Here is a 19,235-nt window from a genome sequence, read left to right on the forward strand (position 1 = left end):
CTCCCTTTTTTTGTTGCCTGCCACCATGCACTGTCCCTTCTGCGGTGCCAACGACACCAAGGTCATCGACTCTCGACTGGTCGCCGAGGGCGAGCAAGTGCGCCGTCGCCGCGAATGCGTTGCTTGCGGCGAGCGCTTTACCACCTTCGAAACGGCCGAGCTGGTGTTGCCGCGCCTGATCAAGCAAGACGGCAGCCGCCAGCCGTTCGACGAGGAAAAACTGCGCGCCGGTATGCAGCGTGCGCTGGAAAAGCGTCCTGTGAGTGTAGAACGCCTGGAAGCGGCGCTGGCCCATATCAAGCACAAACTGCGCGCCACCGGCGAACGGGAAGTCAAATCCCTGGTTGTGGGCGAGCTGGTGATGACCGAGCTGCAAAAGCTCGACGAAGTGGCTTATATCCGCTTCGCCTCTGTGTACCGGCGCTTCCAGGACCTTGATGAATTTCGCGAAGAAATCGACCGACTGGCCCGCGAGCCGGCTAAAGAGTGAATATGTCCACAGAGCAAGCGGTGCTCGACGCCCACTACATGGCGCGCGCGCTGGAACTGGCGCGCAAGGGCCTGTACTCGACCCACCCCAACCCTCGGGTGGGCTGTGTGATCGTCCAGGGCGGGCAGATTGTCGGTGAAGGCTGGCATGTGCGTGCCGGTGAACCCCACGCTGAAGTTCACGCCCTGCGCCAGGCGGGTGAACTTGCCCGTGGCGCCACCGCCTATGTCACCCTCGAACCCTGCAGCCACCACGGGCGCACGCCGCCTTGCGCCGATGCATTGGTAAAGGCCGGTGTCGGGCGCATGGTTGCTGCCATGCAAGACCCCAATCCGCAAGTGGCCGGCAGTGGCTTGGCGCGGTTGGCGGCGGCCGGTATCGAAGTCAGCAGTGGCGTGCTCGAAAGCGAAGCGCGGGCGTTGAATGTGGGTTTCATCAAGCGCATGGAACAGGGCCTGCCGTTTGTTCGAGTCAAACTGGCCATGAGCCTGGACGGTCGTACGGCGATGGCCAGCGGAGAAAGCCAGTGGATCACTGGCCCCGCGGCCCGCTCGGCTGTTCAGCGCCTGCGGGCGCGCTCAAGCGTGGTGCTAACCAGCGCCCAGAGCGTTATGGCTGACAATGCCCGCATGACCGTGCGTGCCGATGAACTGGGTCTGGACAGCGAAACAACCGCGCTGGCCATCGCCCGCCCGCCATTGCGCGTGCTGATCGACAGCCGTTTGCGTCTTCCCCTGGACAGCGCTTTTTATCAGGCGGGTCCCGCGTTGGTGGTGACCTGCTCGAACGAGCACGCCAGTCGCTATGCAGCGGCCGGTATCGAAACGTTGGTCATGCCCGGAGCGGATGGCCAGGTCGATCTGGCAGGGCTTCTGGCGGAGCTTGGGCGGCGGGGCGTCAATGAGTTGTTGGTCGAGGCAGGCCCAAGCCTGGCCGGTGCGTTTGCCGCACAAGGCCTGGTGGATGAATTCCAATTGTTTGTCGCTGGCAAGTTTCTCGGCTCCAGCGCCCGGCCATTGCTGGACTGGCCGTTGGCGCAAATGAGCGAAGCGCCCGTGTTGAAAATTACAGAAATGCGCGCGGTGGGCGATGACTGGAGAGTCACTGCCATTCCGGTGCCGTCAGTCAGCGTATAATTTGCGGCTTGCGCCCAGCGCCAGCCTGTTTTCGAGGAGGACTCATGTTTACCGGCATCATCGAATCCATCGGCAGCATCCGTACCCTGACGCCCAAAGGTGGCGACATACGGGTCTATGTCGAAACCGGCAAGCTCGACCTCGCCGACGTGAAATTGGGCGATAGCATCGCCGTCAACGGCGTCTGCCTGACTGCTGTCGAGCTGCCAGGCGATGGTTTCTGGGCTGACGTCAGTCGCGAAACCCTCGATTGCACCGCGTTCAACGACCTCAAGAGCGGCAGCCGGGTCAACCTGGAAAAGGCCCTGACGCCGACCACCCGCCTGGGCGGTCACCTGGTCAGCGGCCATGTGGACGGTGTCGGTGAGGTGGTGTCGCGCAGCGATAATGCCCGCGCCATCCAGTTCCGCATTCGCGCCCCCAAAGAACTCGCCAAATACATCGCCCACAAAGGCTCGATCACGGTGGATGGCACCAGCCTGACCGTGAATGCCGTCGATGGCGCCGAGTTTGAGCTGACCATCGTCCCGCACACCCTGGCCGAAACCATCATGGCCGACTACCGCACAGGTCGTCGCGTCAACCTGGAAGTCGACCTGCTGGCTCGTTACCTGGAGCGCCTGCTGCTCGGTGACAAGGCAGCGGAACCGACCAAGGGCGGCATTACCGAAAGTTTCCTGGCCGCCAATGGCTATCTGAAGTCCTGAATAAAGGGGGTGCCGCGTGGCGCTCAACAGCATCGAAGAACTGGTCGAAGACATTCGCCAAGGCAAGATGGTCATCCTGATGGATGACGAAGACCGCGAGAACGAAGGCGACCTGATCATGGCCGCCGAATGCTGCAAGGCTGAGCACATCAACTTCATGGCCAAGCACGCCCGTGGCCTGATTTGCATGCCCATGACCCGCGAGCGTTGTGAACTGCTCAAGCTGCCTTTGATGGCGCCGCGCAATGGCTCGGGTTTCGGCACCAAGTTCACGGTGTCGATCGAGGCCGCCGAAGGCGTGACCACCGGCATCTCCGCCGCCGACCGCGCACGTACCGTGCAGGCCGCTGCGACCAAGGATGCCAAGGCTGAAGACATCGTCAGCCCAGGCCATATCTTCCCGTTGATGGCCCAGGCGGGCGGAACGCTTGCGCGTGCCGGGCACACCGAAGCGGCATGCGACCTGGCGCGCATGGCCGGTTTTGAACCCAGCGGCGTGATCTGCGAAGTGATGAACGACGACGGCACCATGTCGCGTCGAGCAGAGCTTGAAACCTTCGCCGCCGAGCACGGCATCAAGATCGGCACCATCGCCGATTTGATCCACTACCGGATGATCCACGAACGTACCGTTCAGCGGATTGCCGAGCAGCCGCTGGACAGCGAACTGGGCCAGTTCAACCTGGTGACCTACCGTGATTCGGTTGAAGGCGACGTGCACATGGCACTGACCCTGGGCACCGTGAGCGGCGACGAACCGACCCTGGTTCGTGTCCATAACATGGACCCGCTGCGCGACCTGCTGATGGTCAAGCAGCCCGGCCGCTGGAGCCTGCGCGCCGCCATGAGCGCGGTGGCAGAGGCAGGCAGTGGCGTGGTGTTGTTGCTTGGCCACCCGCTCGATGGTGATGTGTTGCTGGCGCATATTCGCGAAACCGCGGATGCCGTGACCGCCAAAAAACCGACCACCTACAGCATCGTCGGTGCCGGTTCGCAGATTCTTCGCGACCTGGGCGTACGCAAAATGCGCCTGATGAGTTCGCCAATGAAGTTCAATGCGATATCCGGATTCGATCTGGAAGTTGTAGAATACGTGCCCTCTGAATGAAGGCAGGCTCAATAAGCGCCTGAATTCGTGACCCGGACCCTTGCAGGCCGCCTTGAAGCGGCCTGGCTCTTTAAGATGAGATTGCCCGAATGACCCTGAAGACCATCGAAGGTACCTTCATTGCCCCCAAAGGTCGCTATGCTTTGGTGGTTGGCCGCTTCAACAGCTTCGTCGTCGAAAGCCTGGTGAGCGGTGCCGTTGACGCCCTGGTTCGCCATGGTGTGAGCGAAAGCGACATCACTATCATCCGTGCTCCTGGCGCTTTCGAAATTCCGCTGGTTGCGCAGAAAGTCGCCCAACAAAGCGAATACGCCGCGATCATCGCCCTGGGTGCTGTCATCCGTGGTGGTACGCCGCATTTCGAATACGTGGCAGGTGAATGCACCAAGGGCCTGGCCCAGGTTTCCATGGAGTTCGGCGTACCGGTCTCCTTCGGCGTCCTGACTGTCGACTCGATCGAACAGGCCATTGAGCGTTCCGGCACCAAGGCCGGTAACAAAGGTGCTGAAGCTGCCTTGTCCGCTCTGGAAATGGTCAGCCTGCTGGCGCAGTTGGAGGCCAAGTGATTAGCGACGAAAGCGATCGTTTCAACCCGCGTGACGAGAAGCCTGCAGACGCTGGCAAACCGTCCAAGAGCGCAAAGCGCCGCGAAGCTCGCAAGCTGGCGACCCAGGCCCTGTACCAATGGCACATGGCTGGTCACTCGCTGAACGAGATCGAAGCGCAGTTCCGGGTCGACAACGATTTCAGCGATGTTGATGGGGCTTATTTCCGCGAAATCCTGCACGGGGTTCCGTCGAAGAAGACCGAGATCGACGCTGCCCTCAAGCCTTGCATGGACCTGGCCCTGGAAGAGCTGGACCCAGTGGAGCTTGCCGTGTTGCGCGTCTCCACCTGGGAGCTCATTGCACGCCTGGACGTTCCTTACCGCGTTGTGATCAACGAAGGTATCGAGCTGGCCAAGGTGTACGGCGCCACCGACGGACACAAGTTCGTCAACGGGGTTCTGGACAAATTGGCACCGCGTCTGCGTGACGCCGAAGTGAAGGCTTTCAAGCGCTGATCCTGGCGCTTGTTCTTCATGGGCGAATTTGAGCTGATCCGACACTACTTCGCCGCGGCGCCCTGTGCGCAAGCGGGCGAAGGCGTGGCCCTGGGAATCGGCGATGATTGCGCCTTGCTGTCGGTAGCGGCCGGTGAACAACTGGCCGTTTCCACCGACACCCTGGTGGCCGGGGTGCATTTCCCCACCATCAGCGACCCTTTTCTGCTGGGCCAGCGCTCTCTAGCCGTTGCCGCCAGCGACCTTGCCGCCATGGGCGCCACGCCCGTCGGCTTTACCCTCGCCCTGACCTTGCCCACTGTCGAAGCCGATTGGCTGCAGGCCTACGCCAGCGGTTTGAATCGCATGGCGCAGCACTGCCGACTGAGTTTGATTGGCGGTGACACCACCCGTGGCCCCTTGAGCCTGACTGTGACCGTATTCGGCCGCGTGCCGGCCGGCCAGGCCTTGACGCGCTCTGGTGCGCAGGTGGGCGACTTGCTCTGTGTCGGTGGCGATCTGGGCAATGCGGCTGGCGCCTTGCCGCTGGTGCTGGGGGAGCGCGTTGCCTCAGCCGAGCTGGCTGACCCCTTGCTCGCTCATTACTGGTCACCCTCGCCACAGTTTGCACTCGGCATTGCCTTGCGTGGCAAAGCCACTTCGGCGCTGGATATCTCCGATGGGCTGCTGGCCGATTGTGGGCACATTTCCCGTGCCTCGAAGGTGGCCTTGCAGGTCGAACTCGAGAAATTGCCGCTGTCCGCGGCCTTGCAAGGCTTTCTCGGCCGTGCCGGTGCACAACAGGCAGCCTTGGCCGGCGGTGATGACTATGTGCTGGCGTTCACCTTGCCGCCGGCCCAGTTGCCAGCCTTGCTGGCGGCGGGCGTACCTGTCCGGGTGGTGGGGCAAGTGCTTGAGGGGCAGGGCGTGACGTTGGTCGATGCGCAGGGTCAAGACATCACCCCGACGACTCGGGGCTATCAACATTTTCGGGAGACACCGTGACGGATCACCCCCACCAGGTTCCAGCCGAGAACGTGCCGCCATCGGTCTGGCGCAATCCTTGGCATTTCCTGGCGTTTGGCTTCGGCTCAGGCACCTTGCCCAAGGCGCCGGGTACCTGGGGGTCGCTGGTGGCCTTGCCCTTCGTGCCGCTTTGGCAGATGCTTCCAGACTGGGGCTACTGGCTGATGCTGGGTATCACCATGCTGTTCGGCTTCTGGCTGTGCGGCAAGGTAGCCGACGACTTGCGCGTTCACGACCACGAAGGCATCGTCTGGGACGAAATGGTCGGCATGTGGATAACGCTTTGGCTGGTGCCTGAAGGCTGGTATTGGATATTGGCAGGCTTCGTTGCCTTCCGGTTTTTCGATATTCTCAAGCCTTGGCCGATTCGCTGGATCGACCGCCATGTTCACGGCGGTGTAGGCATCATGCTGGATGATGTGCTGGCCGGGGTTTTCGCCTGGCTGGCCATGCAATTGCTGGTGTGGGGTGTCACCTAAGGAGAGGAAAATGCGGGAATGGCGATGGATGCTGCTGTTCTGGATGCTGTGTACGGGCGCATGGGCTACAGAGCCCGCGGTGCAACCCACGCAGATCCGCCTGGCCAGTGAGGCGTGGGAAGACTACACCAATGCCGATGGCACGGGCCTGGCCTGGGATATCCTGCGTGAAGTGTTCCAGCCGGTCGGTGTCGTGGTAAAGCATCGCAGCGTTCCTTATTTTCGCGCAGTCGGCCTGGTCAAGCGTGATGAGGCTGACGCTTGGGTGGGCTCTTATAAAGAAGAAAACCCCGACAACCTCTACCCGCGCTGGCATTTTGATGTCGATCATATCTACGCCCTGGGCCTGGCCAACAAGCCCACCCCGACCCTTGAAAACGTCGGCAGTTATCGACTGTCGTGGGTACGCGGCTATGGGTTTGAAAAGTACCTGCCCAATATTCATCGCTACCAGGAAGTGCAGCGGCGTATCGGCATCGCTTCGATGCTGGAGCACGACCGCGCCGATTTCTACATTGATGCCCAGACAGAGGTCGAGTATGTCATCGAGCATGCCGATGATCCGGGCAAGTTCCGTATGACCCACATCGCTGAACTACCACTGTATCTGGCGTTTGCCAATACGGCGCGAGGCCGCCAGCTCATGGCTATCTATGACCAGCGCATGGAGACATTGGAGAGCAGCGGGGGGCTGCGTAAGATCTTCGCCCACTGGGAGCAACCCTATCCCTTCGATAATGCCGAGGTTTCGGCGAAGTAGTAATCCAACTTTTCGATGGGTATTGCCAACAATTCAGCCTAAGCGTGTGCGCTAACCTGCTGTTACAATGCCTGCCAGTCTTTTTTTTCGTTCAGATCAGGAGCACACGGTGCCCGTCGTCTTCGTTGCCGCTTCTCAGCTGCCCACCCCTTTTGCCCGATTCACCATGCATGGTTTTCTCGACGAGGCCACCGGCCGCGAGCACGTGGTGCTCAGCCTCGGTGACGTGGCCGATGGCGAGCCCGTTCTGGGCCGCCTGCATTCCGAGTGCCTGACTGGCGATGCGTTGTTCAGCCAACGCTGTGACTGCGGCTCCCAGCTTGAGGCGGCCTTGCAAGCGATTGCCCGCGAAGGGCGTGGCGTGCTGCTGTATCTGCGCCAGGAAGGTCGTGGTATCGGCTTGTTGAACAAGATCCGTGCCTATGAGCTGCAGGACGGCGGCGCCGATACCGTCGAGGCCAACGAGCGCCTGGGCTTTGCCGCCGACCAGCGCGATTACGCCATGTGCCTGCCGATGCTTGAACACCTGGGTGTGAAGTCGCTGCGTTTGATGACCAACAACCCACGCAAGGTCAAGGCCATGACCGGCATGGGTATTGTGATCGCCGAGCGTGTGCCGCTGCACACCGGTCATAACCCACACAATAAACACTACCTGGCGACCAAGGCCGGCAAGCTCGGCCACATGATGGGCAACGAGCACCAGGGTGAGGTGGGTTCGGCGTGACACGCCTGCAAGTGCGTCGGCGTCTGGCCGTGTCCTGGTGGCAACACCTGGCGGTCGCGTTGGCGCCGTTGCTGGTACTTAACTGGGCATTCGGCCAGGGTGAGCCGGTCGTGCCGATTCTGGCGATGCCGTTCTTTATCGCCGGCATTGCCTCGATGTTTCTCAGTTTGCCGCGTTTCGGTGCCTACAAGCGCGCCTTGATCGCTACGCAAAAGGCGCTGGACACCCCTGATGAACCGGCGACCTGGATCGAGTTGGCGAGGGTTCGTCGTATCGCCTTTCTCTATGCCGCGCTACCCGCCTGGGTGGCCGCCTTGTCGGTGTTTGTCGGCCTGGAGGCCGTGCCACTGATTCTATTGGCGTTCTCCAGCGTCGTGCTGTTTTACCTCTACCGCATCCCTCGTCAGCTCGGGTGATGCGCTGTTGGCTGCTGGCCCTGCTGGCCTTGGCCTGCGTGGCGACGCAAGCGGCCGAGCGTATCGTGACCCTGGCGCCTTCCCTGACTGAAATTATCCTTGAGCTCGATGGAGCAGACCGCCTGGTCGGCGTACTGGACGCGGGCCCGCGCCCGGCCGAGCTCGGGTCGCTGACGTCGGTGGGCCGTTACGGGCAAGTGGACATCGAGCGTTTGATCGCCTTGCGCCCGGATCTGTTATTGATGACACCGGGCAGTGTCGGTGCGGCGCAGCGTGACCAGCTCAAGCGTCTCAATATTCCCAGCCTGGAAGTGGACCCTCACAGCCTCGACGCCTTGGCGGCGCAGTTTGAGGTGATCGGTGAGCGTATTGGCCGGCCCGAGCAGGGGAGCGCGCGGGCGATGTGGTTCAGGGACGGGTTGCAGCAGCTGCGCCAGCGTTATCACCGAGAGCATCCGCTGCGGGTGTTTTACCAAGTCTGGGATTCGCCGCTCTACACGGTTGGTGGAGGGCAGATCATCAGCACGGCGATCGAGGTGTGTGGTGGGCGCAATGTGTTTGCCGAACTTGTCCTGCCCGCGCCGCAGGTCAGTGTCGAGGCCGTGTTGCTGCGTGATCCTGAAGTGATCTTAGCCAGTTCCCAGGCGCAGCTGGATGCCTGGCGTCGCTGGACCAGCGTGCAGGCGGTGCGGGAGGGTCGATTGCTGATCGTGCCGGACAATGGCCTGGAAAGGCCCAGCGGGCAAATGCTCGGAGCGGTGGCCAAGTTGTGCGCGGTGATGACACCTGACCTGTAGGAGCCAGCCTTGGCTGCGATGGGATCGCCGCGGTCTATCTGACAGGCCGCAGCGATCCCATCGCAGCCAAGGCTGGCTCCTACCTGATGGGGTTGCGGGCACGTTTGGGGTAGGAGCCGGGTTTACCCGCGATGCAGGCACTGCGGTCTATCTGATGTACCGCGGTGCGGCCATCGCAGACGAGGTGAGGGCGGCATATCCCGCGCATTTTTTAGAGGGCCGGCGTCCAGGTCAGGCCCAGCCTCCAGGCTTGGCCTTCTTCTCGGTAGCCATAGGCGCTGCCGTTGTAGCTGTACAGCGTGCGGGACCAGGATTTGTCGAGTACGTTGTCCAGGGTCAGGTCCATCGTCAGTTCAGAATTGAATGCCCAACTCCCACGCAATCCCAGCAAGCCATAGCCGCCGATATGCTGGTTATTGGCTTCGTCGTTGAAACTGCTGCTGACCGCTTGCCAACTCGCCCCCAACCCCAACTGGCCGAATTGCCGATCCAGGTCCAGGCTCAAGGTGCGCCGTGCCCGTCGGTTGAGGGTATGGCCGGTGTCGCGGTCGCGTGGGTCGATCAGTGAGATCCCCAGGTTGCTTTGCCAGCCGAACAGCTCATCGCGCCACGCGGCTTCGAAGCCATTAATGCGCGCCGAGGCGGTGTTCTGCGGGCGATAGTTGCTATCCAGAGTGATGGCGTCTTTAAGGTCAGTGCGATAAAGCGACGCCTCGATTCGCCCGGTTTCACTGAGCTGGCTGCGCCATTGCACTTCATAACTGCGTGAGTGTTCGGGTTTGAGGTTGGGGTTGCTGAAGTCGGGGTAGTACAGATCGTTGAACGTCGGTGCGCGAAAGCCTTCGCTGTAGGAAAACAGCATATCGTTGCTGGCATTGATTGGCAGCGTCAGGCTGGCGCTCCAGGTGTTCTGGCTGCCGAACTGCTGGTTGCTGTCGTGGCGTACACCCAATTCAGTAGAAAAGTCCTCGCCCTTGTAGCGATGCTGAACGAACAGCGCACGGTTCCAGCGGCTGTCGGCGTCAAAGTCGGTGCTGGCATGCACGCGGTCTTCATACCACTCAGCACCTGCCAGCACGCTGTGCTGTTCGTTCAGGTCGAAGGTGTTCTGCCAGTTGAGCGAATCGCGGTAGGTGTTGAACGCGCTGGCGTCGTCACTCAGGGTGTCGCCCGACTGCTCGCGGTTTTCGCTATGGCCCAGCTCCAGTCGGCTATTCCAGTTGTCGGCAAGCCTGGCATCCAGATAGCCACCGATACTGCTCAGGTTGAAGTCGCTGAACGGGCGTTGGCCGACGCTGGTGCCCTGGGCGAAATCATAGCGGCCGAACGGGTTGTCGTATTCGGACTTGCCGCGATTGTCGAGCAGGTTGAAACCCGCTTGCAGGTTGTCGTCGAAACGGTGGCTCAGGTTCAGGTTCAGCGACTTGTTGCGATAGGCGTCGTGGTCGTTGTCGGCGTCGAACGAGGTCGTGGTGCGGTTCAGACCGTCCGTCTCGTCGAGGCTGGCGCCGAGATTGAAGCGTGTCTGGGCATCACCCCCGGACAGCCCGAGGCTGCGCTGGAACGTCTGGTTGCTGCCCATCGCCAGGCGCATTCGGGGTTGTAAGCTGTTCTCGCTGCCGCGACGGGTAAAGATCTGGATCACCCCGCCAATGGCATCGGCACCATAGATGACCGAACGAGAGCCACGCAGCACTTCAACGCGCTCGATCTGGTCGATGTTCAGGTACTGCAGGTTGCTGTCGGCGGAGGTGGCATTGGCGATGCGCTGACCGTCGACCAGCACCAGGCTCTGCGCCGCTTTTGTTCCGCGAATGGAAATGCCCGGCAGGCTGCCGCGCCCGCCCGTGGGTGAGACTTGCACACCGGGCACCCGACGCAGCAAGTCGGTGACGCTGGTGGGCTGCAGGCGGTCGATATCGTCACGGGTGAATACCGTGCTGGCGGTGCTGCTGTCGCTGCGGGCTTGCACCTCGCGGTTGGCGCTGATCAGCATGTCATCAAGTTTGAGCGCACGGTCGCGCTGCAGAGCATCGGCCAAGTCCGTACTGCTCAGCAAAATCAAAGGCAGGGCAAAAGAGGGGCACATCGGGTATCCGGGAACAATGCACTTCACGGCAGGCGCCGTGAAGTGCAGCAAGGCAGGGGTTTAGAGGGCGGACAAGCGTTCGCGTACTGCCGCTTCGATACCGTCTGCGTCCAGGCCGCATTCGGCGAGCATTTGCTTGGGCTTGGCGTGCTCGACATAGATATCGGGCAGGCCCAGGTGCAGGATCGGCTTGAGCAGGTTGGCCTGGGCGAGGAACTCGCTGACCGCCGCACCGGCACCGCCCATCACGGCGTTTTCTTCGATGGTCACCAGCAGCTCATGGCTGGCGGCGAGTGTGCGAACCAGCGCTTCGTCCAGTGGCTTGACGAAACGCATGTCGACCACGGTGGCGTCGAGGATTTCGCCGACCTTCAGCGCTTCGGCCAGTTGCACGCCGAACACCAGTAGGGCAACTTTCTGGCCCTGGCGGCGAATAACGCCTTTGCCAATTTCCAGCGGTTCGAGGTCTTTGCTGATGGGGGCGTTCGGGCCGGTGCCGCGAGGGTAACGGACGGCAGCCGGGCCTGGGTACAGGTGGCCGGTGCTGAGCATCATGCGCAGTTCGTTTTCATCGCTCGGGGTCATCACCAGCATGCCGGGGATGCAACGCAGGAACGACAAATCGAAACTGCCCGCGTGGGTCGGGCCGTCTTCGCCGACCAGGCCGGCGCGGTCGATGGCGAACAGCACATCGAGGTTCTGCACCGCGACATCATGGATCAGTTGATCGTAGGCGCGCTGCAAGAAGGTCGAATAGATCGCCACGACCGGCTTGGCGCCTTCACAGGCCATGCCCGCTGCCAGAGTGACGGCGTGCTGTTCGGCGATCGCCACGTCGAAGTAGCGCGACGGGTAGCGTTCGCTGAACTCCACCAGATCGGAGCCTTCCTTCATCGCCGGGGTGATCCCCACCAGGCGCTCGTCAGCGGCCGCCATGTCGCACAGCCATTGACCAAACACGGCGGAATACTTGGGCCCGCTGGCCTTTTTAGGAGCGGCGGCCGGTGCATCCACAGGTTCAAGCTTGGTGATGGCGTGGTAGCCGATCGGGTCGACTTCGGCCGGGGCGAAACCTTTGCCCTTTTTGGTCACCACATGCAGAAACTGCGGCCCTTTAAGGTCGCGCATGTTGCGCAGGGTGGCGATCAGCGTGGGCAGGTCATGGCCATCGATGGGGCCGATGTAGTTCCAGCCCAGCTCTTCGAACAGCGTACCGGGGACCAGCATGCCCTTGGCGTACTCTTCGGTACGACGGGCGATTTCCCAGGCACCGGGCAGGCGCGACAGCACTTTCTTGCTGCCTTCGCGCATGCTGGCGTAGGTACGGCTGGAAAGAATCTTGGCCAGGTAGTTGGACAGGCCGCCGACGTTGCGCGAGATCGACATGTCGTTGTCGTTCAGGATCACCAACATGTCAGCGTTGACTTCCGGCGCATGGTTCAGCGCTTCGAAGGCCATGCCCGCGGTGAGCGCGCCGTCGCCAATCACGGCAATCGACTTGCGTGGGCTGTTCTGCAGGCGGGCGGCGATGGCCATGCCCAGGGCGGCGCTGATCGAGGTGCTGGAGTGGCCGACACCAAAGGTGTCGTACTCGCTCTCGGCGCGGCGCGGGAAGGCGGCAATACCGTCCTTCTGGCGCAGGCTGCCCATGGCCAGGCGGCGGCCGGTCAGGATTTTGTGCGGATAGGCCTGATGACCGACGTCCCACACCAGCCGGTCATCCGGCGTGTCGAAGACGTAGTGAAGCGCGATCGTCAGCTCGATCACACCCAGGCCGGCACCGAAGTGTCCGCCTGTCTGGCCGACCGTATAGAGCAGCTCCTGGCGCAGTTCGTCGGCCAGGGTGTCTAATTCCGCCTCGCCCAGTCGGCGCAGGCCGGCAGGGGTGTCGGCGCGGTCGAGCAGCGGCGTAATCGGGCGTTCGCGGGGAATCTCTTGAAACGTCGTGGGCATCAGGCGAATCGTTATAGTTTGAAGTGGCGGAAGTTTACCTTAAGCGGCGCTCACTGCCCACGCACAGGTGAAACCATGCGTAGGACAATGGTGCTCAACCGGCGAGTCAGCTGCGTCGGGCGACGATATAGCGGGCTAGATCGCGCAAGGGCTCGGCAGCTGAGTCAAAAGGTCGCAGGGCGTCCAGGGCCTGATCTCGCAGCTCCAGGGCATAAGCCTTGGCCGATTCCAGCCCCAGCAGGGCCGGATAGGTCGGTTTGTCGCGAGCAATGTCGGCGCCCTGGCGTTTGCCCAGGGTGGCGGTGTCACTTTCGACGTCGAGAATATCGTCTTGCACCTGGAAGGCCAGGCCGATGGCTTTGGCGTAGGTCTGCAAGGCTTGCAGTTGAGCGGGTTCTGCGCGTTCGCTGGCCAGGGCACCGAGGGTGACACTGGCTTCGATCAGCGCGCCGGTCTTGTGCCGGTGCATGAACTCCAGTGCGGTCTGGTCAAGCTTCTTGCCCACCGAACCGAGGTCGATGGCCTGCCCGCCAACCATGCCAGCCGGGCCTGCGGCCTGGGCCAGCGCTTGCACCATCGCCAGGCGAGTGCCTTCACGCTGGGTGCTCAGGCGCGGATCAAGCAGGGCGGTAAAGGCCAGGCTTTGCAGACCGTCGCCCGCGAGGATCGCGCAGGCTTCGTCAAAGGCTTTGTGGGTGGTCGGTTGACCGCGGCGCAGATCATCGTCGTCCATGGCTGGCAAGTCATCGTGAACCAACGAATAGGCGTGGATCAGCTCCACGGCACACGCGGCGCCGTTGGCTTGCGCAGGTTCAACGCCCAACGCTTCACAGGCCGCATAAGCCAGCAGCGGGCGCACGCGCTTGCCGCCGTTCATCACGCTGTAGCGCATGGCGTCGTAAAGGCGGGTGACTTCTACCGAGGGAGGAACGAACAACGGCTCCAGGGCGGCATTGACACGCGCCTGGCATTGGGCCTGGTAGCTGGAAATCATTGCGCGGGTTCCGGGTCGAACGGCTCTTGCGTCAGCTCGCCGTCGCGCTCCAGCAATTGCTGGACCTTCTGTTCGGCCTGGGCCAGCGCCCCCTGGCAATCGCGAGTCAGGCGAATGCCTTGCTCGAACGCTGTCAGGGAGTCTTCCAGCGACAGTTCGCCGTTTTCCAGGCGCTCGACCAGCGTCTGCAGTTCCGCAAGGGACTGCTCAAAATCAACGGAGGTTTTCTTTCGGGCCATGGTGGCGATCTCGGTGAAGTTTTAACGGGCGCGACACTAGCAGAGCCGGGGCAGAGGGGCAAATCGGAGGGTGGCACTTTACCGCAGGTATTTCCCTACAATAGACGACCTTTGATGATGGATGCCCCCATGGACCTGGACTTGGCTCGAACTTTTCTGGAAATCGTGCGCTGTGGCAGCCTGGTCGCGGCGGCGGAAAAACTCCACGTGACCCAGACCGCTATCAGCGCCCGGGTGCAGAAACTCGAAGGTCATCTGGGCTGCCAGTTGTTTGTGCGCAACCGTGCCGGCGCCCGCCTGACCGCCGATGGCGAGGCCTTTGTGGTCTATGCCAACCAACTGCTGCAAACCTGGGAGGCGGCGCGTCGGGACCTGCCCTTGCCAGAGGGTTACAGCAACCTGTTGCGCATCGGCGGCGAAGCTAGCCTGTGCAACCCCGTGATGCTCAGTTGGGTGCAGGCCTTGCACGAGCGCATCCCCGATCATGGCCTGCGCACAGAAATTCACGATTGTGAGATTTTGTTGCGCCAGCTGGAGCAGGGCCGACTGGACGCTGCGTTGGTCTATGAACCGGTGTATTGGCCGGACCTGCAGGTCGAACAAATACTGGAAGAAAAACTGGTGATGGTTCGCTCGGTCGCCCAGCCCGACCCCTACGTGTACATCGACTGGGGCGAGGACTTTCGCCGTCGCCACGACGCTGCGATGCCCGAGCGGGCAAAGGCGGCCATCGGCTTCAACCTGGGGCCGTTGGCCCTGCAATACATTCTGGAGCATGGCGGCGCGGGCTACTTCCGTACCCGCGTCGTGCAAAGCTACCTGGACAGTGGCGTGTTGGAGCCGGTACCGCGCACCCCGGAATTCAGCTACCCGATTTATCTCGTGTATTCCCGCGAGCGTGATACTCCGGTTTTGCAGCAGGCTTTCGAAGTGTTGCGCGAGGTCGTGAGGGGCGACCGGGACTGGTCGCAGCGCTGGAGCCCGCTGATCTGACCTCAAGCTCGGCCTGCCTGCGGCGGGCTGCGTGCTTCTCGGTGGCCAGGATAATGGCTTCCAGGTCCTCGCGGGTGATGTCGACGAACTCGCCGATTTCATCGAGGGCGTGGTCCATGTCGGCATCGGTAATGTCGCTGGCGGGCGCTGGAACATTCACAGGCGCTGGCCCGTGGGCTTTGGGGTAACGCACGCCGGTCATATTGTTGTAGACCAGCGCCACAGCCAGTAGGCTGCCCGCGTTGAGCATCACCGGCTCCAGCACCCAGGCACCCATGCTTGATAGAGTCGAATCACTCAGCACCAAGCACATCGCCACCGCGCCACCTGGCGGGTGCAGGCAACGCAATGGGCACATGATCAACAGGGAAATACCCACCGCCGCACTGGCCGCCAGCATTGAGTGACCGAAGAAGTGAGACATCACCAATGCCACCAGCGTGGCAACCAGATAACTGCCGACAATCGACCAGGGCTGAGCCAGAGCGCCGGAATGCACCGCAAACAACAGCACCGCGGAGGCCGCCAGTGGGCCAAGCAAGTGCAGGGTGACCGTGCTACCGAAATAGGCGGTGCAGAGCAGGCTGGCGAGCATCAACCCAATCAGCGCGCCCACAGAGGCGCGCACGTTTTCGCGTGCAGGAATATGCAGGGCAGGGGGAGTGAATTGTCTGAGGTACTGCGTAAAAGGGCGGATCATCTGGGCAATCGCATCTCTTAAAGAAAGCCCAGCTGAAACCAGCCGGGCTTCGCACCATGGGGGCAGCGCTCAAGTCGTTCCGTCCTTGGATGGAAACGGCTGAGAGTCTGAAGAAGCGAAGATGTTGGCGCCAATTCAAAAAAATGCAGTTTTGCAGCAAAAATATTGCAGTAGGAGCACGGCTTGCCGGCGATGCGGGCGGCGCGGTTTGGCTGAGATACAGCAGCGCCTGCATCGCGACGGTTCGGCGCCCCGATAAACTCAGCTCCTACCGCCCGGCGGCCTACCATTCAAATCGGAGGGTAGGAGCACGGCTTGCCGGCGATGAAGGCGACGCGGTCCAGCTGTCTGCCACGCCAATGATCAGGCCTAGACCTCTTCCAACGCCAACAGCTCTTCAATCCGCTGCGCCCGACGAATCAGCACATCCTTCTCGCCATCGAGCAACACCTCGGCAATCAGCGGCCGGCTGTTGTAGTTGGACGACATCGACGCCCCATAAGCGCCGGTATCATGAATCACCACCAACTCACCCACCTCGACCTGAGGCAACGAGCGCGGCAACACTAGCCCACCTTCACCCTGGGTGAATACATCGCCCGACTCGCACAGCGGCCCGGCTACCACGCTGTCGACCACATCACGCTGCCCGGCGTTGTCGGCCAGCAGGCTGATATGGTGATAACTGCCGTACATGGAAGGGCGCATCAGTTCGTTAAAGCCCGCATCGATCAGTACAAAGTGATTCTTGCCGGCCTGCTTGGTCGCACGCACTTCACTGACCAGGCACCCGGCCTGCGCCACCAGGAAACGCCCAGGTTCCAGCTCCAGCTCCAGCGAGTGGCCCATAATCTCTTCAGCTTGCTTGCGGGTGGCGTCCCACAGCTGGAAGTAGTGCGCGGTGTCGACTTCGCTGTCGCCTTCACGATAAGGAATCGACAGCCCGCCACCGGCAGACACCGCCGTCATGTCCAGTCCCGCCGCCTTGACGTGCTTGACCTGCTCCAGCATCGCCTGGCCAACCTGAGCCAAGTGCCCATAATCCACACCCGAACCGATATGCATGTGCAAACCCACCAGGCGCAGCCCCTGCTCACGAACCACCGCCAGCGCTTCAGGCAGGTCGGCATGCCAGATACCGTGCTTGCTGTGCTCACCACCGGTGTTGGTCTTGTTGCTGTGGCCGTGGCCAAAGCCCGGATTGATCCGCAACCACACCGGATGCCCCTTGGACACATGCCCCAGCTGGCGCAGCATGTCGATGGAACCTGCGTTGACCGGAATCTGGTGCTCGCGCACCGTAGCCAGTGTGTTGGCATCGATCAGGTCAGCGGTGAAGACGATGTCTGAGGGGTTATTCACACAGCTAAAACCTGCGGCCAGCGCCCGCACGATTTCACCGTGGGAAACCGCATCAATCTTCACGCCCTGCTCGCGCATCAACCGCAGGATGTGCAGGTTGGAGCAAGCCTTCTGGGCAAAGCGCACCGTGTCGAACTCACGCAACTGCGCAATACGTTCGCGGATGCAGTCGGCGTCATACACCCAGAACGGGGTGCGGTGCTGCTTGGCCACCTGCTGCAGGCGAGCGACGGTGAACTGGGTCATCAGGGCAACTCCAAAAGTGAGCGAGGTCGCCACAATGACAGATGCGGACTATCAAGAAAAATACTCTTGATTAGGCTGTCTATTCATTTTTGATATGGGCTTGCACGCCCAAGGCCGCGAGCCGGCTAACGATGCGTTGGATCTCGACCTTGAGCACCTCAAGGAAAACATCACGCAAGGGCGTAGCGGGTCGATACAGCGGCTGCACACCATTCACCTTGAACGGCAACGAAAACGCCAAGGGGCGAATCTGCAGGCCTTGACCGAGAAAGGTGAGCGCCGTGAGCGGATTGATAATCGCGATCCCAAGCCCGGCCTGCACCATCGAACAGACCGACACCGCATTATGCGTCTCGATACGCATACGCCTGTGGACACTTGCTGCACGAAAGATCTGATCGATCTGCCTTCGGTAACTGTCATCGGCCGCCAGACTAACAAAGGCCTGATCCTGAAAGTCCGTCACCGAAAGCCTTTCCTTTAATAACAGCGGGTGCCCGTCGGGCAGCACGCACACCTCATCGACACTCAGCAGCGGCTGCAACGCAGTGCCCCGCGGCGCCTCGTCCTGCTCGGTCAGGCCAATATCGTGGCGCTGGGCGCTGAGTTGCTCCTCCAGATGAGGCGAGTCAAAGGCCGCCACCACGATGCTGGTATTCGGGTTGACCTGCGAAAACGCCTGACACGCCATGGGCAGCAACGACTGGGAAAAGGCGGGCAAACAGGCAATGGAAAACTGGCCCTCAGTGAACTCCTGCAAGTTGCCAGCAAAAGCGACCAAGCGATCCAGACCGGTATACGCCCGGCCCACCTCCTCAAACAGCAACAGCGCCCGGGCGGTAGGGTGCAGGCGGCCGCGTTCGCGCTTGAACAGCTCAAAGCCAAGGAGCTGTTCGAGGCGGGCGAGTTCGCGGCTGATCGTGGGCTGGCTGGTATGCAAGAACAGAGCGGCACCGGTCACGCTGCCGGTGGTCATGATGGCGCGGAAGACTTCGATATGGCGCAGGCTGATCATGGAGTTTTGATTCGCGAATGGCATCGAGCCCGGCCCGCAATAGTGAAGCAGGCCATGGCAGGCAAGCAGATGGAAGTAGCTGTGTACGGTAGTGGTTGCTGTGATCTCCAGCAAGCGTAGGCATAATGCCATCATTTTGTCGCCTGCTCAGGCCGAGCAGGTGAGATCACGCAAACAGGAACGTTGAAAATGTCGGGTCTAGCCGTATTGGAAGGGAAATGGTTTGTAGGTCGTAACCTCACCGTCAAAAGCATCTTCGATTTTATCTGCGAGCTGCACTTCGAAAACTCCCACGCCTACCACTACGAGATGTTCAACAGCGGTGACGCCTTTCGGGAAATTCTCCAGCGCTTGTGCGAAACCGACAACATGCGCCACGTCTACATCGCCGCCCACGGATCGCCCGAAGGCATCTACGGCTCCAACGAACAGGCCATCAGTATCACGCGAATCAAAAATGCCATCAGCAGCCTGGATGATATTCGCGGCACCATGGATTCGCTCTACTTCGGCAGCTGCATGTTCGGCGAAATGGACAACCTCGCCCGCCTGTTGGTAGCGGGCAGCAAACTGCGCTGGATGGCGGGGTACAACAAGTCAATCGAGTTCGTCGAGTCCACGACGCTGGATGCGCTGTTTTGGAACAAGTACTTGGATTGCGCTGAGACCACGGCGCTGCAGAAGGTGACGGCGGTATGTGAGGAGTTGAAGCGAGATGTGCCGGGGTTGATTGAGAAGCTTGGGTTTAAGGTGATGGCGTATGACGGGCGTAGGGCGGAGCCGTGTGTGGAGTTGATTTGATTCTGTACGGCGGCCGGGGTGCTCATGGGCTCAGTCATACATAAGCCAAGGCCTTATCCTTGAGTTTGGCCCTCAAGGGAAATTGTCCAACAGCCTGTTGGACAATTTCAGCAGGAAAGCACACTGCCCTCAGTTTTAAGGTCGCATTGGTCAGT

The 19,235-nt window shown here is 61.3% G+C and carries 20 protein-coding genes and 1 pseudogene; 14 read left to right on the top strand and 7 right to left on the bottom strand.

Annotation, left to right across the window (positions count from 1 at the left end; all coding sequences use genetic code 11):
- Window positions 1-25 precede the first annotated feature (25 nt).
- From nrdR to AC3IX4_RS02775, 12 genes are all read left to right on the top strand, one after another.
- Window positions 26-490: a transcriptional regulator NrdR gene (nrdR, locus tag AC3IX4_RS02720; RefSeq protein WP_166569600.1), complete on the top strand. Its 465-nt coding sequence runs from the start codon at window positions 26-28 to the stop codon at window positions 488-490.
- Between the two features lie 2 nt (window positions 491-492).
- Entirely contained in the window at window positions 493-1,626 is a 1,134-nt protein-coding gene (gene ribD / locus AC3IX4_RS02725; RefSeq protein WP_489259122.1) for a bifunctional diaminohydroxyphosphoribosylaminopyrimidine deaminase/5-amino-6-(5-phosphoribosylamino)uracil reductase RibD, read from the top strand.
- 44 nt (window positions 1,627-1,670) lie between these two features.
- Window positions 1,671-2,333, top strand: a complete 663-nt coding sequence (locus tag AC3IX4_RS02730) for a riboflavin synthase (RefSeq protein ID WP_489259123.1) — start codon at window positions 1,671-1,673, stop codon at window positions 2,331-2,333.
- A 16-nt stretch (window positions 2,334-2,349) separates the two neighbouring features.
- Window positions 2,350-3,441: a bifunctional 3,4-dihydroxy-2-butanone-4-phosphate synthase/GTP cyclohydrolase II gene (ribBA, locus tag AC3IX4_RS02735; RefSeq protein WP_489259124.1), complete on the top strand. Its 1,092-nt coding sequence runs from the start codon at window positions 2,350-2,352 to the stop codon at window positions 3,439-3,441.
- Window positions 3,442-3,530: 89 nt separating this feature from the next.
- Window positions 3,531-4,007: a 6,7-dimethyl-8-ribityllumazine synthase gene (ribH, locus tag AC3IX4_RS02740; protein ID WP_065759168.1), complete on the top strand. Its 477-nt coding sequence runs from the start codon at window positions 3,531-3,533 to the stop codon at window positions 4,005-4,007.
- Window positions 4,004-4,504 carry a transcription antitermination factor NusB gene (nusB, locus tag AC3IX4_RS02745; RefSeq protein ID WP_489259125.1) on the top strand — a complete coding sequence of 167 codons (501 nt, stop codon included), beginning with the start codon at window positions 4,004-4,006 and terminating at the stop codon, window positions 4,502-4,504. The genes ribH and nusB overlap by 4 nt, the downstream gene beginning before the upstream one ends.
- Window positions 4,505-4,522: 18 nt before the next feature.
- Window positions 4,523-5,488, top strand: a complete 966-nt coding sequence (thiL, locus tag AC3IX4_RS02750; protein WP_489259126.1) for a thiamine-phosphate kinase — start codon at window positions 4,523-4,525, stop codon at window positions 5,486-5,488.
- On the top strand, window positions 5,485-5,988 hold the full coding sequence (locus tag AC3IX4_RS02755) for a phosphatidylglycerophosphatase A family protein (protein ID WP_489259127.1): 504 nt from the start codon (window positions 5,485-5,487) through the stop codon (window positions 5,986-5,988). Before thiL ends, AC3IX4_RS02755 begins: the two co-directional genes overlap by 4 nt.
- A 10-nt stretch (window positions 5,989-5,998) precedes the next feature.
- The gene (locus AC3IX4_RS02760; protein WP_489259128.1) at window positions 5,999-6,748 is read left to right on the top strand and encodes an ABC transporter substrate-binding protein; all 750 of its coding nucleotides are present in this window, start codon (window positions 5,999-6,001) and stop codon (window positions 6,746-6,748) included.
- 109 nt (window positions 6,749-6,857) lie between these two features.
- Complete coding sequence (gene ribA, locus AC3IX4_RS02765) at window positions 6,858-7,475, top strand: GTP cyclohydrolase II (RefSeq protein WP_489259129.1); 618 nt, start codon at window positions 6,858-6,860, stop codon at window positions 7,473-7,475.
- Window positions 7,472-7,891, top strand: a complete 420-nt coding sequence (locus tag AC3IX4_RS02770; RefSeq protein WP_489259130.1) for an MFS transporter — start codon at window positions 7,472-7,474, stop codon at window positions 7,889-7,891. The genes ribA and AC3IX4_RS02770 overlap by 4 nt, the downstream gene beginning before the upstream one ends.
- Window positions 7,891-8,688: a cobalamin-binding protein gene (locus tag AC3IX4_RS02775; protein WP_489259131.1), complete on the top strand. Its 798-nt coding sequence runs from the start codon at window positions 7,891-7,893 to the stop codon at window positions 8,686-8,688. The genes AC3IX4_RS02770 and AC3IX4_RS02775 overlap by 1 nt, the downstream gene beginning before the upstream one ends.
- A 211-nt stretch (window positions 8,689-8,899) precedes the next feature.
- Here the strand turns inward: AC3IX4_RS02775 and AC3IX4_RS02780 are convergent, their stop codons facing one another.
- The 4 genes from AC3IX4_RS02780 to AC3IX4_RS02795 form a co-directional block, all read right to left on the bottom strand.
- Window positions 8,900-10,777, bottom strand: a complete 1,878-nt coding sequence (locus AC3IX4_RS02780) for a TonB-dependent receptor domain-containing protein (RefSeq protein ID WP_489259132.1) — start codon at window positions 10,775-10,777, stop codon at window positions 8,900-8,902.
- Between the two features lie 60 nt (window positions 10,778-10,837).
- Window positions 10,838-12,730, bottom strand: coding sequence for a 1-deoxy-D-xylulose-5-phosphate synthase (dxs, locus tag AC3IX4_RS02785; RefSeq protein ID WP_489259133.1), 1,893 nt, complete (start codon window positions 12,728-12,730; stop codon window positions 10,838-10,840).
- Window positions 12,731-12,836: 106 nt separating this feature from the next.
- On the bottom strand, window positions 12,837-13,724 hold the full coding sequence (gene ispA / locus AC3IX4_RS02790; RefSeq protein WP_489259134.1) for a (2E,6E)-farnesyl diphosphate synthase: 888 nt from the start codon (window positions 13,722-13,724) through the stop codon (window positions 12,837-12,839).
- A complete protein-coding gene (locus AC3IX4_RS02795; protein WP_166569588.1) occupies window positions 13,721-13,963 on the bottom strand; it encodes an exodeoxyribonuclease VII small subunit in 243 nt (80 codons plus the stop codon). The genes ispA and AC3IX4_RS02795 overlap by 4 nt, the downstream gene beginning before the upstream one ends.
- Before the next feature lie 129 nt (window positions 13,964-14,092).
- Here AC3IX4_RS02795 and AC3IX4_RS02800 point away from each other — a divergent pair, with 129 nt between their 5' ends.
- Window positions 14,093-14,956 carry a LysR family transcriptional regulator gene (locus AC3IX4_RS02800; protein ID WP_489259135.1) on the top strand — a complete coding sequence of 288 codons (864 nt, stop codon included), beginning with the start codon at window positions 14,093-14,095 and terminating at the stop codon, window positions 14,954-14,956.
- Between the two features lie 193 nt (window positions 14,957-15,149).
- Here AC3IX4_RS02800 and AC3IX4_RS02805 read toward each other — a convergent pair.
- From AC3IX4_RS02805 to AC3IX4_RS02815, 3 genes and pseudogenes are all read right to left on the bottom strand, one after another.
- A pseudogene (locus AC3IX4_RS02805) lies at window positions 15,150-15,656 on the bottom strand (HPP family protein); the annotation flags it as partial.
- A 369-nt stretch (window positions 15,657-16,025) separates the two neighbouring features.
- Window positions 16,026-17,264 (bottom strand): diaminopimelate decarboxylase, encoded by a 1,239-nt coding sequence (lysA, locus tag AC3IX4_RS02810; protein ID WP_489259136.1) that lies wholly within the window; start codon window positions 17,262-17,264, stop codon window positions 16,026-16,028.
- Window positions 17,265-17,343: 79 nt separating this feature from the next.
- Window positions 17,344-18,279 (bottom strand): LysR family transcriptional regulator, encoded by a 936-nt coding sequence (locus tag AC3IX4_RS02815; RefSeq protein WP_489261194.1) that lies wholly within the window; start codon window positions 18,277-18,279, stop codon window positions 17,344-17,346.
- A gap of 189 nt (window positions 18,280-18,468) precedes the next feature.
- On the opposite strand from AC3IX4_RS02815, the gene AC3IX4_RS02820 reads away from it, so the two are divergent.
- On the top strand, window positions 18,469-19,080 hold the full coding sequence (locus AC3IX4_RS02820; protein WP_489259137.1) for a hypothetical protein: 612 nt from the start codon (window positions 18,469-18,471) through the stop codon (window positions 19,078-19,080).
- Window positions 19,081-19,235 lie beyond the last annotated feature (155 nt).

This window comes from Pseudomonas sp. KH_021, from assembly GCF_057838865.1.

Coding starts and splice junctions, on each gene's coding strand:
- dxs (WP_489259133.1), bottom strand. CDS start 12,730: ATGCCCACGACGTTTCAAGAGATTCCCCGCGAACGCCCGATTACGCCG.
- lysA (WP_489259136.1), bottom strand. CDS start 17,264: ATGACCCAGTTCACCGTCGCTCGCCTGCAGCAGGTGGCCAAGCAGCAC.
- AC3IX4_RS02730 (WP_489259123.1), top strand. CDS start 1,671: ATGTTTACCGGCATCATCGAATCCATCGGCAGCATCCGTACCCTGACG.
- nrdR (WP_166569600.1), top strand. CDS start 26: ATGCACTGTCCCTTCTGCGGTGCCAACGACACCAAGGTCATCGACTCT.
- ispA (WP_489259134.1), bottom strand. CDS start 13,724: ATGATTTCCAGCTACCAGGCCCAATGCCAGGCGCGTGTCAATGCCGCC.
- AC3IX4_RS02815 (WP_489261194.1), bottom strand. CDS start 18,279: ATGATCAGCCTGCGCCATATCGAAGTCTTCCGCGCCATCATGACCACC.
- AC3IX4_RS02775 (WP_489259131.1), top strand. CDS start 7,891: ATGCGCTGTTGGCTGCTGGCCCTGCTGGCCTTGGCCTGCGTGGCGACG.
- ribH (WP_065759168.1), top strand. CDS start 3,531: ATGACCCTGAAGACCATCGAAGGTACCTTCATTGCCCCCAAAGGTCGC.
- AC3IX4_RS02795 (WP_166569588.1), bottom strand. CDS start 13,963: ATGGCCCGAAAGAAAACCTCCGTTGATTTTGAGCAGTCCCTTGCGGAA.
- AC3IX4_RS02820 (WP_489259137.1), top strand. CDS start 18,469: ATGTCGGGTCTAGCCGTATTGGAAGGGAAATGGTTTGTAGGTCGTAAC.
- AC3IX4_RS02800 (WP_489259135.1), top strand. CDS start 14,093: ATGGACCTGGACTTGGCTCGAACTTTTCTGGAAATCGTGCGCTGTGGC.
- ribD (WP_489259122.1), top strand. CDS start 493: ATGTCCACAGAGCAAGCGGTGCTCGACGCCCACTACATGGCGCGCGCG.
- thiL (WP_489259126.1), top strand. CDS start 4,523: ATGGGCGAATTTGAGCTGATCCGACACTACTTCGCCGCGGCGCCCTGT.
- AC3IX4_RS02760 (WP_489259128.1), top strand. CDS start 5,999: ATGCGGGAATGGCGATGGATGCTGCTGTTCTGGATGCTGTGTACGGGC.
- AC3IX4_RS02780 (WP_489259132.1), bottom strand. CDS start 10,777: ATGTGCCCCTCTTTTGCCCTGCCTTTGATTTTGCTGAGCAGTACGGAC.